The sequence below is a fragment of the Vibrio nigripulchritudo genome (assembly GCF_027924785.1).
Taxonomy (GTDB): domain Bacteria; phylum Pseudomonadota; class Gammaproteobacteria; order Enterobacterales; family Vibrionaceae; genus Vibrio; species Vibrio nigripulchritudo.
The window spans coordinates 2,921,371-2,937,065 of the sequence record NZ_AP027049.1 but is presented as its reverse complement, the minus strand read 5'-3'; the positions used below and the strand labels follow the sequence as shown (position 1 = coordinate 2,937,065).

13 protein-coding genes are annotated in these 15,695 nt (G+C 45.2%); 11 read left to right on the top strand and 2 right to left on the bottom strand.

The window, feature by feature from the left end:
- Positions 1 to 77 precede the first annotated feature (77 nt).
- The gene (locus QMG91_RS13475; protein ID WP_022605770.1) at positions 78 to 386 is read left to right on the top strand and encodes a DUF3622 domain-containing protein; all 309 of its coding nucleotides are present in this window, start codon (positions 78 to 80) and stop codon (positions 384 to 386) included.
- 67 nt (positions 387 to 453) lie between these two features.
- Here QMG91_RS13475 and QMG91_RS13470 read toward each other — a convergent pair whose 3' ends face one another.
- A complete protein-coding gene (locus QMG91_RS13470) occupies positions 454 to 1,926 on the bottom strand; it encodes an aminoacyl-histidine dipeptidase (protein WP_281827056.1) in 1,473 nt (490 codons plus the stop codon).
- 1,066 nt (positions 1,927 to 2,992) lie between these two features.
- On the opposite strand from QMG91_RS13470, the gene QMG91_RS13465 reads away from it, so the two are divergent.
- The 10 genes from QMG91_RS13465 (at position 2,993) to ribBA (ending at position 12,647) form a co-directional block, all read left to right on the top strand.
- Entirely contained in the window at positions 2,993 to 4,288 is a 1,296-nt protein-coding gene (locus QMG91_RS13465) for an NCS2 family permease (protein ID WP_004408459.1), read from the top strand.
- A 29-nt stretch (positions 4,289 to 4,317) separates the two neighbouring features.
- Complete coding sequence (gpt, locus tag QMG91_RS13460) at positions 4,318 to 4,773, top strand: xanthine phosphoribosyltransferase (protein ID WP_281827054.1); 456 nt, start codon at positions 4,318 to 4,320, stop codon at positions 4,771 to 4,773.
- Positions 4,774 to 4,900: 127 nt separating this feature from the next.
- Positions 4,901 to 6,154 (top strand): esterase FrsA, encoded by a 1,254-nt coding sequence (frsA, locus tag QMG91_RS13455; protein WP_281827052.1) that lies wholly within the window; start codon positions 4,901 to 4,903, stop codon positions 6,152 to 6,154.
- A 144-nt stretch (positions 6,155 to 6,298) separates the two neighbouring features.
- A complete protein-coding gene (gene crl, locus QMG91_RS13450) occupies positions 6,299 to 6,688 on the top strand; it encodes a sigma factor-binding protein Crl (RefSeq protein WP_004408452.1) in 390 nt (129 codons plus the stop codon).
- Positions 6,689 to 6,806: 118 nt separating this feature from the next.
- On the top strand, positions 6,807 to 7,946 hold the full coding sequence (gene proB, locus QMG91_RS13445; RefSeq protein WP_022591644.1) for a glutamate 5-kinase: 1,140 nt from the start codon (positions 6,807 to 6,809) through the stop codon (positions 7,944 to 7,946).
- Between the two features lie 18 nt (positions 7,947 to 7,964).
- A complete protein-coding gene (locus tag QMG91_RS13440; RefSeq protein WP_281827049.1) occupies positions 7,965 to 9,215 on the top strand; it encodes a glutamate-5-semialdehyde dehydrogenase in 1,251 nt (416 codons plus the stop codon).
- A 102-nt stretch (positions 9,216 to 9,317) separates the two neighbouring features.
- Complete coding sequence (gene nrdR, locus QMG91_RS13435; protein WP_022549923.1) at positions 9,318 to 9,767, top strand: transcriptional regulator NrdR; 450 nt, start codon at positions 9,318 to 9,320, stop codon at positions 9,765 to 9,767.
- Positions 9,767 to 10,864 carry a bifunctional diaminohydroxyphosphoribosylaminopyrimidine deaminase/5-amino-6-(5-phosphoribosylamino)uracil reductase RibD gene (gene ribD, locus QMG91_RS13430; protein WP_281827048.1) on the top strand — a complete coding sequence of 366 codons (1,098 nt, stop codon included), beginning with the start codon at positions 9,767 to 9,769 and terminating at the stop codon, positions 10,862 to 10,864. The genes nrdR and ribD overlap by 1 nt, the downstream gene beginning before the upstream one ends.
- Positions 10,865 to 10,872: 8 nt before the next feature.
- Entirely contained in the window at positions 10,873 to 11,526 is a 654-nt protein-coding gene (locus QMG91_RS13425) for a riboflavin synthase (RefSeq protein ID WP_022549925.1), read from the top strand.
- 11 nt (positions 11,527 to 11,537) lie between these two features.
- Positions 11,538 to 12,647 (top strand): bifunctional 3,4-dihydroxy-2-butanone-4-phosphate synthase/GTP cyclohydrolase II, encoded by a 1,110-nt coding sequence (ribBA, locus tag QMG91_RS13420; protein WP_004408442.1) that lies wholly within the window; start codon positions 11,538 to 11,540, stop codon positions 12,645 to 12,647.
- A gap of 166 nt (positions 12,648 to 12,813) precedes the next feature.
- Here the strand turns inward: ribBA and QMG91_RS13415 are convergent, their stop codons facing one another.
- Positions 12,814 to 15,585, bottom strand: coding sequence for an immune inhibitor A domain-containing protein (locus tag QMG91_RS13415; protein ID WP_281870059.1), 2,772 nt, complete (start codon positions 15,583 to 15,585; stop codon positions 12,814 to 12,816).
- Between the last annotated feature and the right edge of the window lie 110 nt (positions 15,586 to 15,695).

Below are 15,695 nucleotides of genomic sequence, written 5' to 3'. Positions count from 1 at the left end.
TTCTAGCTTTGGGTATAATACCGCGCTTGCCAAGGGATGGCTGAATCCCTTTACCGAAATCCCTTAGGAATACAGAAATGTCGAAAAACAGAAAATTTGCTATCCGAGTCTCCGAAAAGCGCAAAGGCTGGACAGCAGAAATTACCCGCCAAGTGACTTCTCGCCGTACTATGGTATCGAAGCGTGAAAGTGGTTTTGAGTCTGAAGCACAGGCACAAGACTGGGCGGAAAAAACGCTTGCTGAATTTGTAGAGAATCAAGCAAAGCGTAACGATCGCAAAGCAGAAAAACGTAGCGAACGTGAAGCAGCGGCATTGGCTGCCGCTGAAAAGAAAAAAGCATTCGAAGAAGCGAGAAAAATCGCTGACGAAGAAGACGACGAGTAAAACGTCTTTCCTAAGATACAAAAAAAGCTGGCAAATTGATTTGCCAGCTTTTCTTTTTTTCAGGAGATTACTTTTTCTCAGGAATCGCTTCTAGCAGTGCGACCATCTGTTCCCAGTAAAGTGCAACCGTATCGATTTTCACTTTTTCATCAGGAGAGTGCGGGAATTTGATTGTTGGACCGAAAGAAACCATGTCCATTTCAGGGTAAGGTTCTTTAAACAGACCACACTCAAGACCTGCGTGGATAACCATGATGTTTGGCTTGTGACCGTAAATGCCTTCATACATGTCACGGAAAATTGCCATGATCTCTGAATCCGCATCAGGTTTCCAACCAGGGTACGCGCCAGAGAAATCAATTTGAGCACCAGCAAGCTCGGCAATAGAACGAAGCGTGCTTTCGACTTGCTGACGACCAGAATCGATCAGAGAGCGGATAAGGCAAAGTACAGTTACTTTATCAGCTTCAGTCGTGATTACGCCCACGTTCAAAGACGTTTCCACTACACCTTCGATATCGTCACTCATACGAATCACACCATTCGGCGCAGCATTAAGAGCAGCAATAAAGCGGGATTGATCTGCTTGAGAGAATACACCGCTAGTGGTGTCAGATTCTTCATTGAAAGAAACAATGTCAGTTTCGATACGACCTAGTTCAGCGCTAAGAAGCTCAGTGTAGGTTGAAAGTAGCTCGGCAAGTTTGTCTTGGTTGGCAGCCGGTACTGCGACCGTTACCCAAGCTTCACGCGGGATTGCGTTTCGTAGGCTACCACCACGGAAATCGATTAGACGTAGATCCAGTTCTTGTGCATGACCTGCCAGGAAGCGAGCGAATAGTTTGTTCGCATTGCCGCGACCAGTGTGGATATCACAACCAGAGTGACCACCCTTTAGACCTTTCAGTGTGAGCAGGCGAGTCACGTAACCTTCCGGAAGCGCTTCACGGGTGATGTCGAATGTGATTGAGCCATCGATACCACCGGCACAACCCATGTAAACTTCGCCTTCTTGCTCGGAATCAGTGTTAAGAAGGATATCGCCTTCCAACCAGCCTTTTTCCAGACCAAAAGCACCCGTCATACCAGCTTCTTCGTCAATGGTTAGCAGCACTTCCAAAGGACCGTGCTTAATATCATCTGATGCCAGAACCGCCAGACAAGAAGCCATACCGATACCGTTGTCAGAACCTAGGGTAGTGCCTTTCGCCGTAACCCACTCGCCGTCGATATATGGTTGGATAGGGTCTTTTGTGAAGTCGTGGTCAGTGTCTTCGTTTTTCTGAGGCACCATATCAATGTGTGCTTGAAGAACCACGCCTTTTTTATTTTCCATACCAGGAGTTGCTGGCTTTTTGATGAAGATGTTTCCTGTCGGGTCGCGCTTTACATCAAAACCTTGTTCAGTCGCCCAATTAACGATGTATTGCGCGAGCTCTTCTTCATGTTTGGAAGGGTGAGGGATTGAACAAATCTTGTCGAAAAACTGCCAAAGTTTAGCGGGTTGCAACTGGCTGATTTCAGAATGGAACTCAGACACGGAAAACTCCTTTATTTTTTGAATACTGACAGGATGAAATTGTAAGTGGAGAGCAGGAAGCTAACCAAAAATCGCAACCATAGAACTGATTGCCACATTTCATCCTAATCAGCTCTGTGACGATGGGCTTAGAATACCATTTCCCTATCGGATTTACGTACCAATTCTCAATCTAATCTTTAGCAAGTGCGTAACAAATAGTTGGCAGCACCCATTTTGGTGATGGATATATCAAAATTTCTCGTAAGTTGTTATGAAATAAGTTTTATTAATAAATTGTCATTATTTGATATTTTTGTAATTAAATTACATTGATAATTTGATTTATCGCAACTTTCGAAGTTTTTTGTGATCTGGATCGATTTAGATCTTGTAATTATTTTTCGCGATGGTATATTGGCAACCAACTTCAGAGATGAAGAGAAAATGCTCAAAGGATGAGTCCGTTTATCGCCTCCAAGGAACTGAGAATCAACTTCTGTTTAATTGATTTAAAGGTGATAGCTATGAAAGGTTTACCGTCTGCGATGTTCTGGAATGTACCATCTATTTACACAGGTAACTTCGCATACCCAACCAGCTTTGGTTACTAGTCATAATCAAAGTGTGATTGAACTAATTGTTCACCCCTATAATTGGAATTCATATATAACCCAGTTTTTTTGCTGTCGGGATATCAAGATTCTACCGCCACTCAAGTTGAGTGGCGTTTTTTTATGCCTAAGAAATTCCCATTCCGTGACTTTTACCTCACATAAGCCTGCAATTTCATAACAGGCTCATTTTTAAACACTACCGTCACCAAATTTCTACGAAATGTGTACTTAGTCTAACAATGTGTTCATATTTCAACCTACAATGATGAGCTCTATGCGAAGACGGCATAGTCAAAAGTTAAGGGATTAAGTGATTGATATAAATGGTAAAGATGTGACTTGCATTCTTTATGAGTTATAGAGAAAGGGTAGAGCTTTAATTCTAGCTAGAATTTGATATTTGATATCTTTATAATTCGCGCCAATCGATTACGCAAACGTTTATTTTACACATTTTTAGGGACTCGATTATGCTCGAAAGGCTATTCAAATTGAGTGAGCACAATACCAGCGTGCGCACGGAAATCATTGCCGGGTTGACTACCTTCCTCACCATGGCTTACATCATTTTTGTTAACCCAGCAATTCTTGCTGATGCGGGTATGGATCGCGGTGCGGTATTTGTCGCGACCTGTCTTGCCGCAGCGGTGGGTTGTTTCATTATGGGTTTTGTTGCCAACTATCCGATTGCTCAGGCTCCGGGAATGGGCTTGAACGCCTTTTTCACCTATTCCGTTGTTTTAGGAATGGGTCATACGTGGCAAGTCGCACTGGCAGCTGTATTTGTCTCCGGTATTTTATTCATTCTTCTTAGCGTATTTAAGATTCGTGAGTGGATCATTAACTCCATTCCAATGTCTTTAAGAACGGGTATTTCTGCTGGTATCGGTTTGTTTTTGGCGTTTATCGGTCTTAAAAATGCGGGTATTGTTGTTGATAACCCAGCAACGTTTGTCTCTTTAGGTGCGATTACTTCTCTTCCTGCTGTTCTGGCTTCTTTGGGTTTTTTCCTGACGATTGCTCTGGTACATAAAGGTGTGAAAGGCTCTGTAATGATCGCGATTCTGGCGATCACCGGTCTGGGTCTGGCATTTGGTGATGTGCAGTGGGGCGGCGTAGTTTCAATGCCACCAAGCATTGCGCCAACATTCATGCAACTGGATTTCTCTGCCGTATTTGAAATTGGCATGATTTCTGTGGTGTTTGCATTCTTGTTTGTCGATTTGTTTGATACAGCAGGGACTCTGGTTGGCGTTGCACAAAAAGCTGACCTGATTCAGAAAGATGGCAAAATTCCTCGCCTGAACCGTGCCCTTCTTGCGGATTCGACCGCTACCTCTGTGGGTGCTGTTCTGGGTACGTCGAACACGACTTCTTACATCGAAAGTGTATCTGGTGTTGCTGCGGGTGGTCGCACAGGTTTAACGGCGGTTGTAGTTGGCATTTTGTTCTTACTTGCTTTATTCTTCTCGCCATTAGCTGGCATGATCCCCGCTTATGCGACAGCAGGTGCGCTATTTTATGTTGCAATCCTAATGCTCTCTGGCTTGGTTAGTATCGACTGGCGCGATCTGACTGAAGCGGCTCCTGTTGTTGTGACGTGTCTTCTTATGCCTTTAACCTTCTCAATCGCAGATGGTATCGCATTAGGCTTTATCGCTTATGCGGCAATCAAAGGTTTAAGTGGTAAAGCGAAAGATGTGTCCATAAGTGTTTGGGTGATGGCAGCCATCTTCACAATTAAATTCGTTCTTAGCGCAGCTTAAGATTTCGTCTAAACAGGTTTATAACAATTATGAGTAACAAATTTATCATCTCCTGGGACAACATGCAGATGTACTGTCGTCAGCTTGCCGAGCGTCAAATGCCTGCTGAACAATGGAAAGGCATTATTGGTGTGAGTCGCGGTGGCCTGGTTCCAGCAGCTATTTTGGCGCGTGAACTGGGTATTCGCTATGTAGATACCGTGTGCATCTCTAGCTATGATCACGACCATCAGCGTGACATGACAGTTCTGAAAGCACCAGAAGGAGACGGTGAAGGTTTCCTGATTGTTGATGACCTGGCAGACAGTGGTGATACTGCGCGTAAAATCCGCGATATGTATCCAAAAGCAAAGCTGATTACTGTGTGTGCGAAGCCAGCAGGTATAGACCTCGTTGACGATTACATTGTTGATATTCCTCAGGACACGTGGATTGAGCAGCCATGGGATATGTCGCTTACCTTTGTTGATCCAATCAACAAGTAATCGCTAATCCGAAGCTGAATGCTTCATCAGACACTCAAATTTTCAAAATGACCCTGCTATAGGGTCATTTTTTTTATTACTATTAGGGACAAAGTTTCCCAATTCCACTGAAAAAGATCCTTGCCTTATGTCCATATCTGAAGAGCAAACCAGCAAAAACCTTTCAGAAGAACTGTTCCAGAATCACCGCCAAGCTAAAGAAACGTCAGCCCTTGTTCGCTACATGCCCAGCAATGAATCCTATCTGGATAAAAAGCGTGAAGAGCAGGGAGAGTCATGGTATCGAACGCTAAGAAAAATGCAGTGGATTTGGCAGGGAATCGAACCATTGGAGTTGGAAAGCGTTTTATCTCGTATCGCCTCATCTGATCATTCACGAACTCACGATGAATGGCTGGATACCGTGATGGGGTATCACTCGGGAAACTGGACGTATGAATGGATTCATCAAGGAATGATCAATCAGAAAAAAGGCGATGAGCTGAAGGGCGAGGAGGCTAGCAACGCTTACTTCAATGCTAGCTTGTGTTTCAGCATTGCTGGGTATCCGCATATCAAAGGGGATAGCTTATCTATACAGGCTCAGATTCTGGTTCACAAAGCGTATGACAAGGCGATGGAGCACAGCCAATACGTGACTAAGAAAGTCGAAGTGCCTTTTGGTAAACGGAAAATTAAGGCCAATTTGCATTTGCCTCATACCGATAGGCAGCTGCCAGTCGTGATTGTCAGTGCTGGGCTAGACAGCTTACAGTCGGATATGTGGCGACTGTTCAGAGATTACCTTGCGCCAAATGATATCGCTATGCTGACTCTGGATATGCCTTCAATAGGGCACAGCAGTCACTGGGATCTGACTGAAGATTCGAGTTGTCTCCATAAAGCCGTATTGGATGAGCTACCTAACCTGCCTTGGGTTGATCACTTTAAAGTAGGGTTGGTCGGGTTCCGGTTTGGTGGCAATGCTGCGGTAAGGTTGAGCTTCTTGGAGCAAGACAGAATCAAAGCTTGCGTTGCTCTTGGGGCGCCAATTCATGATGTTCTTTCATCCACGGATAAGCTGCTTCAAATGCCGAAGATGTATTTGGACATGCTGGCTTCTCGTCTGGGTAAGGATGTTGTTGATATCCACAGCCTGGCGGGACAAATGAGAGCTTGGTCGTTAAAAGCTCAAGGTTTCTTAAGTAGCCGACGTACTCAGGTGCCCATTTTGGCAATAGGACTGGAAGGAGACCCAGTTTCTCCCTATTCCGATAACAAACTGGTGTCATTTTTTAGTCAAGGTGGCAAGGCAAAGAAAGTGTCTTCTAAATCAATTTCGCAAGGATATGAGGAAGCTCTCTCATTGGCGATGCAATGGCTAAAAGATGAACTAAAATAATGACTTTTGATCTATTTTAGTCAATGATTAAGTATATCTATCCAATTTATCCTGCGCATGAATTGGCAGATATCCATGCTCTGGCAGGTAGCAATTGAGCATGGAAAAAACTAATAAATCTAAAAACTGAAATGGAGATTCAATATGGCTGAAAATACTGCGAATCCCACACACTTTCGTTTGCTATCGGCTCTAAAAGCGATAGGTCCGTACTTGCGAGAGAAGGAATCTCAGGAAGGTCATTACTTGTTTGATTGCTTGTCTGTTTGCGTTAATGACAAAAAGTCACCGGAGGAGAGAGAATTTTGGGGGTGGTGGTTAGATTTCGACAAGCAGGAAGAAGGCTTCGTCGCTAACTACAGTTTAGGGCTCTACAATCTTGAAGGTAATTGGGAAGCGAAAGCTATTCCCAAAAAAGCACAGGATGAAGTCACCAGAACCTTGGAAGACTTTGATAAAAAACTGAAAAAAGCGTTATCTGAGCGATTTGAAATTGATTATGAATTGCATAAAGAATCAGTAGAAGTCACTTAAATCACGCATTTGAATTGCTTCATGCATAAAAAGGCGCATTTTTGCGCCTTTTCTTCTTGTTAAAACCTCACTTCATTGTTACAACATCTGTTCTTCGTTTGTTTTAACCAAATTGACAATGACAATGAATCAAAAAATCGGGAAAGCCTCCCAAACTCAAACTATCGTGGTGAAATTAGGAACCAGTGTGCTGACAGGTGGCACTTTGGAGATCAATCGACCCCACATGGTTGAGCTAGTCAGACAATGTGCAGAGTTGAAAAAGCAAGGTCACTCTGTGGTTCTGGTTTCTTCTGGTGCTATTGCAGCAGGCAGAGAGCATTTAGGCTACCCGACATTGCCCAACAACATGTCGAGTAAGCAATTACTGGCAGCGGTTGGGCAAAGCCGATTGATCCAAACTTGGGAATCGTTGTTTGATTTATTTGGTCTTAAAATCGGTCAAATGTTGTTAACTCGCGCCGATCTGGAAGACAGAGAAAGGTTTCTCAATGCACGTGATACCATTCAGGCTTTGGTCGAGAATGACATTATCCCAATTGTGAATGAGAACGATGCAGTTGCAACTTCTGAAATCAAAGTCGGGGACAACGACAACCTGTCTGCGCTGGTCGGCATTCTGTGCAGCGCTGATAAGCTTCTGCTTCTGACCGATCAGCCAGGTCTGTTTACAGCTGATCCACGAAAAGACCCAAACGCAGAACTCATTAAAGAAGTGAAAACGATTGATGACACGCTACGCAAGATTGCGGGTGGCAGTGGCACAACGTTGGGGACAGGGGGCATGGCGACCAAGCTTCAGGCTGCTGACATTGCAAGACGAGCAGGGATTGAAGTGATCATTGCCGCAGGCAGTGGGCAAAATGTCATTTTTGATGCTCTGAGCCCATCGCCACAAGGTACCCGATTCTTACCTCTGGAAGAGTCTTTAGAAAACCGTAAGCGTTGGATTCTGGCGGGTCCCGCCGCCAGTGGCGACATTATTATTGATGAAGGTGCCGTTAACGCTGTAATCACCCGTGGAAGCAGTTTACTCGCCAAAGGTGTGGTTAATGTCAGTGGTTCATTTGCACGTGGTGAAGTGGCGAGAGTCACAACATCGGGCGGGCAGCTCGTCGCGAAAGGAATCGCGAGTTATTCAAGTGGCGATCTCGCCAAGATTATTGGAAAACACAGCAAAGATATCAGTGCGATATTAGGTTATGAGTACGGTGCAGAAGTCATTCACCGCGATGATCTTGTTGTGATTCAAGAATAAGTTTTAAGGAGAAAAGTCGTGAATTTAACAAATATGGGGAAAGCAGCAAAAGACGCAGCTTTTCATCTGGCTACTGCATCCACCGCTCAAAAAAACAAAGCGCTTGCAATCATTGCGGATGAGTTGGAAGCCAATGAACAAATCATTCTCGAAGCCAACGCCAAAGACATCGAGGCTGGCAGACAAGCGGGGCTAACAGAAGCCTTGCTTGACCGACTACTCTTGAACAAGGAACGCCTTGCAGGGATTGCCAGTGATGTGCGTAACGTCATCAATTTAACGGATCCGGTTGGCAGTGAAATCGACAGCAAGGTGCTTGAAAATGGCATGTTTCTAACTAAGCGCCGAGTGCCACTTGGTGTTGTCGGAGTCATTTATGAAGCGCGTCCTAATGTGACGATTGATATCGCAGCACTGTGTTTGAAAACTGGTAATGCCAGTATTCTTCGCGGTGGTAAAGAGACCTTCCACTCCAACATGGAGCTAGTGAAAGTTATCCAGTCGGCACTCGAAAAGGCAGAGTTACCAGCCGCTTCGGTGCAGTACATTGAAAAGCCAGATCGTGAACTGGTATCTCAGCTTCTTAAGCTGGATGAATACGTAGACATGATCATCCCGCGTGGTGGCGCTGGCCTACACAAAATGTGTAAAGAAAACAGCAATATTCCTGTAATTATCGGTGGATTTGGTATCAGCCATATTTTTGTTGATGAAAGTGCCGATTTAGAGCGTTCTCTGGATGTGGTTGAGAACGCCAAAGTACAGCGTCCGTCTGCTTGTAACGCGCTCGATACTTTGCTTGTCCATGAAGCGGTTGCTGACGAATTTTTACCAAAGCTGGTTGCGAAAATGTCTGATAAAGTGGCGTTTGTCGCGGATTCAAGTGCCAAAGCACTGCTTTTAGAGGCGAGTAATGTTCGCGATGCGAAAGACGGGGATTTTGATACCGAGTGGCTCAGCTTCACACTGGGAGTCAAAGTGGTCAAAGATCTTGATGAAGCCATTCATCACATGCGTGTGCACAATGCCAGTCACTCAGACGCCATTATGTCAAACGACCTGGTGAACACTGAACGCTTTATTAATTCAGTCGATTCAGCAGCAGTATATGTGAACGCGTCAACCCGTTTTACCGACGGTGCTCAGTTTGGTTTAGGAGCCGAAGTGGCGGTATCCACGCAGAAACTGCACGCTCGCGGTCCAATGGGTTTAGAAGAATTAACCAGTTACAAATGGGTCGGAAAAGCGAACTATTTGCCGCGTAGTTAACAAAATATGTGCTTAAGTATCGATAAGGGCTCCTCGTGAGCCCTTTTTGCTTTTCTCAACCTGTTGAATTCCGTTAGACTAAGACAAATTTTTGGAGGTGATATGCATTGTCCATTTTGTTCAGAAAATGACACCAAAGTAATTGACTCACGATTGGTCGCAGATGGACACCAGGTTCGTCGCCGTCGTCAATGCCTGGCGTGTAATGAACGTTTTACTACGTTTGAAAGTGCTGAGCTTGTGATGCCAAAAGTCATCAAGTCTAACGGTAACCGTGAGCCATTTAATGAAGATAAAATGGTAGGTGGTTTACAGCGCGCATTGGAGAAACGTCCGGTTGCCGCCGACGCAACTGAATTAGCTATCAGCACCATCAAATCTCAGCTCCGTGCTACGGGTGAACGCGAAGTACCTAGTGAGATGATAGGGAATCTTGTAATGGATCAGCTTAAAGAGTTGGATAAGGTTGCCTATATTCGTTTTGCTTCGGTGTATCGCAGCTTCGAAGATATCCGAGAATTCGGCGAAGAAATCGCTAAGCTGGAAGACTGATGCGCAATACCGAGTTAGACCATCAAATGATGGCAAGGGCAATCGCGCTGGCAAAAAAAGGGCGTTTCACCACTTCTCCTAACCCAAATGTCGGCTGCGTCATTACCAAAAATGGCGACATTGTTGGCGAAGGGTTGCATTTCAAAGCGGGAGAACCACACGCGGAAGTTCATGCTTTAAGAGCGGCAGGGGAAAACGCGGAAGGGGCGACAGCCTATGTCACTCTGGAACCTTGTTCTCATTATGGTCGTACTCCTCCCTGTTCAGAAGCCCTCATAAAGGCAGGTGTCGCAAGAGTCGTCTGCGCAATGCAGGACCCAAATCCGGTCGTCGCTGGGCGAGGTGTTAAAATGCTTCGTGATGCTGGCGTAGAGGTTGAAGTCGGGGTGCTGGAATCGGATGCTCGCGCGTTAAACAAAGGGTTCCTCAAGCGTATGGAAACTGGAAAACCTTTTGTTCAGCTTAAGCTTGCAGCAAGTCTGGATGGGCAGACGGCATTGAGTAACGGGGAAAGTAAATGGATCACTTCACCTCAGGCTCGTCAGGATGTTCAAGCCTATCGAGCGCAGTCTTGTGCGATTGTTTCTACCAGCAAAACAGTGATAGATGACAATGCATCACTGAATGTACGTTGGTCTGAACTACCTGAAAGTACGCAGACAATGTATCCTGAATCGGAGCTAAGACAACCTGCTCGTGTGATTTTGGATCGACAGCAAAAACTCCATCAGAATCTCTCCTTGTTTCAGACTTCTGGCAAGATTGAAGTCGTAGACCCGAAATCTCCATACTTTCAGCTTAATTCATCCGGGCAGGTGGATATTCCCCATGTTTTCGATAAGCTTGCTGAAAAGCTGAGCATTCAACACATCTGGGTTGAGGCAGGCGCGACACTGGCAGCCAGTTTAATTGAGCAAGAATTGGTGGATGAATTGATTGTTTATCTGGCGCCCAAATTGATGGGCAGTGATGGTCGTGGTTTGGTTCATAATCTCGGTCTCACTTCAATGCAGCAAGCCATTGACCTAGAGATAAATGATGTTCGCATGGTAGGACCGGATATCCGAATTACCGCGAAAGTTATTAAAAATACGTAGAAGTAGTTATGTTTACAGGAATTGTAGAGGCGGTAGGAACTCTTACTGCCATCACGCCCAAGGGCGAAGACATCAGCGTAACAGTAGAAACTGGTAAGCTGGATATGGCAGACGTGAAACTCGGTGACAGTATTGCCACTAACGGTGTGTGTCTGACTGTTATCGAGTTTACTGAGAATAGCTACACAGCAGATTTATCTGTGGAAACCATGAACAAAACAGGGTTCACCCAATACCAAGCGGGTGACAAAGTGAACCTGGAAAAGGCAATGTTACCGACTACACGCTTTGGCGGTCATATTGTTTCTGGTCACGTGGACGGCATTGGTGAAATAGTCGAGCGAAATCAGGTTGGGCGAGCGGTTGAGTTTTGGGTTGATATGCCTGCTGAAATCAGCAAATACGTCGCTGAGAAAGGCTCGATTACCGTTGACGGAATCAGTCTGACCGTCAATGCGTTACGTAAGAATGCCTTTAAGCTCACTATCGTGCCACACACTTCTTTGGAAACAACCATCAACGATTTCCAGGTCGGTCGAAAAGTGAATTTGGAAGTTGATGTATTAGCACGTTACATGGAACGTCTGCTTCAGGGAAATCAGCATCAAGAGCCAGAATCCAAGATATCCATGGAATTTTTACAACAAAACGGTTTTGCTTAGGGAACATCATTATGTCAATCAGTACGCCACAAGAAATCATTGAAGACATTCGTTTAGGTAAGATGGTCATCTTGATGGATGACGAAGATCGTGAGAATGAAGGCGATATCATTATGGCCGCTGAGCTCGTGACGCCAGAAGCCATTAATTTTATGGCGACTTACGGTCGTGGTCTTATTTGCCTAACTATGACCAAGGAGCGTTGTGAACATCTTGGACTTCCTCCTATGGTTCAGGACAACAACGCACAGTACTCAACAGCTTTTACTGTTTCGATTGAAGCAGCAGAAGGTGTCACAACCGGTATTTCTGCCGCTGACCGGGCATTGACGGTTCAGGCAGCTGTTGCCAAAGAAGCGAAAGCTGCAGACTTGGTTCAGCCTGGTCATATTTTCCCGCTGACCGCTCAGGACGGTGGAGTTCTGACTCGTGCTGGTCATACGGAAGCCGGATGTGATCTAGCAAGATTGGCAGGTTTAGAACCAGCTGGTGTTATCGTTGAAATCCTAAACGATGACGGCACCATGGCGCGTCGCCCGGATTTGGAAGTGTTTGCAGAAAAACACAACATCAAGCTGGGTACAATCTCTGATCTGATTGAATTCCGAAACAACACGGAAACAACGATTGAACGTGTGGCGCAATGTAAGCTGCCAACCGAATTCGGCGAATTTGAGTTAGTCACTTACCGCGACACAATTGACAGTCAAATTCATTACGCACTGAAAAAAGGTGATCTGAAAGAAGAAGCACCACTAGTGCGTGTTCATTTGCAAGATACCTTTACAGACGTGCTTCGCAGCGACCGCAGCGCCGAACGTAGCTGGACGCTCGATAAAGCCATGAGACGTATCAGCGATGAAGGTGGTGTACTAGTGATTCTGGGCAATGAAGAGTCGTCCGAATTCATCATCCACAAAGTGAAGACGTTTGAACAGCAAGACAGCGGCAACGCCCCTAAAATGGCGAAAAAGCAGGGCACTTCACGCCGTGTCGGCGTCGGTTCTCAGATCCTCGCCGATCTTGGCATCAGCGACATGCGCCTGTTGTCCTCAAGCAAGAAACGTTATCACTCATTGTCAGGTTTCGGTCTGAACGTTACCGAATACGTCTGCGACTAAGTTTCTTCTGATTAAAAATACAAAAGAGCAAGGAAAGTATCTTTGCTCTTTTTAAATTCCGTTCATTCTTAGCCTGCAGATGTATAGTGGGTAAGCTAAGAACTGATAAAGCCAGCGATCAGATTTTCTCTATATCGCTGGCTTTCGTTATTTCTATATTCTGCTTTTAATCCAAATGAATTTCAGTGGAGCCGTATAATCCTTGGTTATCTTGAACTTTTAGCCAAACCGTCTTTGTATTGGTTGAGAGGCGGGTGAGGACAATTGATCCAAAGTACACATATGGTTTACCCAGTTTCCAGCGAGTTTTTTTAATATATCCATCCGGGTCATAGCTTGTCGAGTAAAGTAAAGTGTAACCATCGAATACGCGTAAATATCCGCCTTGAGCGATAGGATGCACGTAGGTCACAGCGATGATCTCTATCGTTTCCGAATGGCTAGCAGTGGCACCTTTGTCATCAGTCACGGTTAAGACCACCGTGTATTCGCCAGCTTCCACGTATTGCCAGCTTGGGTTTGCTTCCGTGCTGGTTTGACCGTTGCCAAAATCCCATAAGTAGCCAACAATATTGCCGTCGGGGTCGCTACTCTCGTTGGATGAAATAACGCTCTTACCTTCGATTTTTAAAGTGAAATCAGCAATGGGCGCTTCATTGGGAAGTTCATGAGAGATTTGTAGTACACCGTAGCTGTTATCAGGCGATTGAAGGAGCAGTTCTACAGACAAACCGTATTCCAGCAATTTACGACCAGTGTCTGAGGCACTAGGCGAAAAATAATCGTCTCCATCATCAAACACCCCATTTGATGTTAAGTGGGTGTCTTGCAGTGTGTTGCCTTCTTTGTCGACGATAACGAGCGGTGAATTGTCTTCCAGAGAAAAAGCAGCATCACGAACTTGGTAGTGAGATCGCGCCATTTCGCCATTAGACCAAACTAGTGGGGTTTGGTCGGCATCGACCACACTCAACCAGCCTTCCTCTGGGAGCAACCCTATATAGAAGTCATTGGTCCAGCTATCTGTCAAGGAGGTATCGACGTACCATATGACCAAGCCTGGATCGTAAGAAATCCGTTGTCCAAATTGACGAATACTCTCGAGCCCTTTATCAATGCCGTCATGATTACGCCATTGGAGCAAATAATAGTGATCCGCGAAGTGGAATCCTGGATCTTTGTCAAATCCATACAAATTAAACGTACTTTCACCTTCGGCATCATCAATAACATGAGTTGTCCCGTCGACCTCAAAGGCGATGTCATCAATGTATAAGCCTTCCGGTGTCGAGTCACTATAGCTGACGAATTCAAAGGTGAGGTCTATCTCGCTGCCAGCCCATTCCGATAAATCAAAGCGGGCGTCTACCCACCCTTCAGAGTCCCCCGTAATATAGGGAACCAATCCTCCTACATTAAAATGATCATAATTGGTGGTAATGTTGCCCGCGATTTGGTTTCTGTTAATCATTACTCTAGTGTACTCTCTACCCACCTCCATCTGGTACCACGCTTTAAAAGTGAGATTCACTGAATCACCGGAAGGGACAATAATCTTGCGTCTCATAGTGCCGTGAGTAAAATAGACTGGCTGAGATGAGTAATGGTAAGCATATTCACCACCAAAAGGTGCTACGTCGACGACTTTTTTCTCCGGCAACTCAATTTTTACAATATTCGGGCGAAGGTTGTCTGTGGTTTCATATAAGGTTAAGTAGCGAGGTTTCCCTGTTAACACCTCAAGCGAAAGTTGAGTGGTATTCAACCAGCGCCCCCCTAACGATTCTTGTAGAAATAGCTTTGCGAAAGGGCTAAACGCGGTTGGTCGAATCCCATTTAATTCGCCAGCCTGACTACCAGAAGACATGATTGACCAGTGCGCCGCAGGTTTACCCGCCCCCGTTCCTTGCAAGTTATGCTCGTCTGGTAAACCTAAGTCGTGTGCGTATAGGTGTGCAGCAACCCCGACGGAAACGTCGAGAGGCTGAATTGTGTAATCAAAAGCAGCATACTGGCCATTGAAACGATCGGGTAGCCTGCTAGACGTTCCTGGAAGTGGATAAGCTCTGCCTAAATTCCAGTTGTGTGACCATATCGCGTTTTCACCTAAAACGCCGCCACCAGCCTCCTCACCTACCGAGGAATGGAAGATCATAAGGTGGTCGATAAGCCCGTCCGGCTCGTAGTAATTGCCATCGTTGTCGTAGTCGTATCGGTCTTCTTTATCGTAGTGACTCAAGTCTATATTCGGATCATTCGCGAGCTGATTAAGCGCTTCACGCACTAGTTCATGTACATTGCTGTCGCTACCATAACGGGGGTCATTCCCGCCATAATGGGCAGCATCTTTAGTGGCTCTGTACCATCCAAATCCTTTCCCCCACACCGAGTAAGTTCCACCGGATTCTTGTTCGTAGTATTGATTCATTGAAATACTATTTTCCCCATTAGGTCCTTTGTAGCCTGAACGAGAAAACAATAAATCCGTATAATGTGAAATAGGGTAAGAGTCATACAGCATATCGGTATGCTCATCTGTGACTCTGTTGTTATCCCAGGGTAAGTCAGGAAAGTCGATCATTAGCGCGATGACTCTGTCCGTTCTTCTGGTTCTGACTGAGTGGGAGGAGAAAAAATTCTGCCCTTTCTTACTTGTTAACGACTTAAGTACCTTATTTCTATGCTTAGCAACCTTTTCTAGAAATCTTGTGTTTGCATATCTTGATGGGGAGAACTTTGTATCTAAAAAAGTCTTTACGGCTTCTTCTTGTTCTATTTGTGTTGCATTTTCATTGAGTTTTCCAGAGCGAATCAGCATTTCTGCTATTCTCTCTTCATTCACAATACCCATATCGCTTGGCGTATTGGCGTAAGAGGTTCCGATGATTACTGCTGCCAGTGACGTTGCCAGCAGTATGGTGTTTTTGAAAATTGCCATTTTATGTTCCTTAATGGTTGTTTTTATTTGCTATTCCTTTTGCTTTTTGTAGGCACCTCCAAAAATTAGGTTGGAAACTTCCAGTTGGCTCAATTAGGTTCTTATGTTTT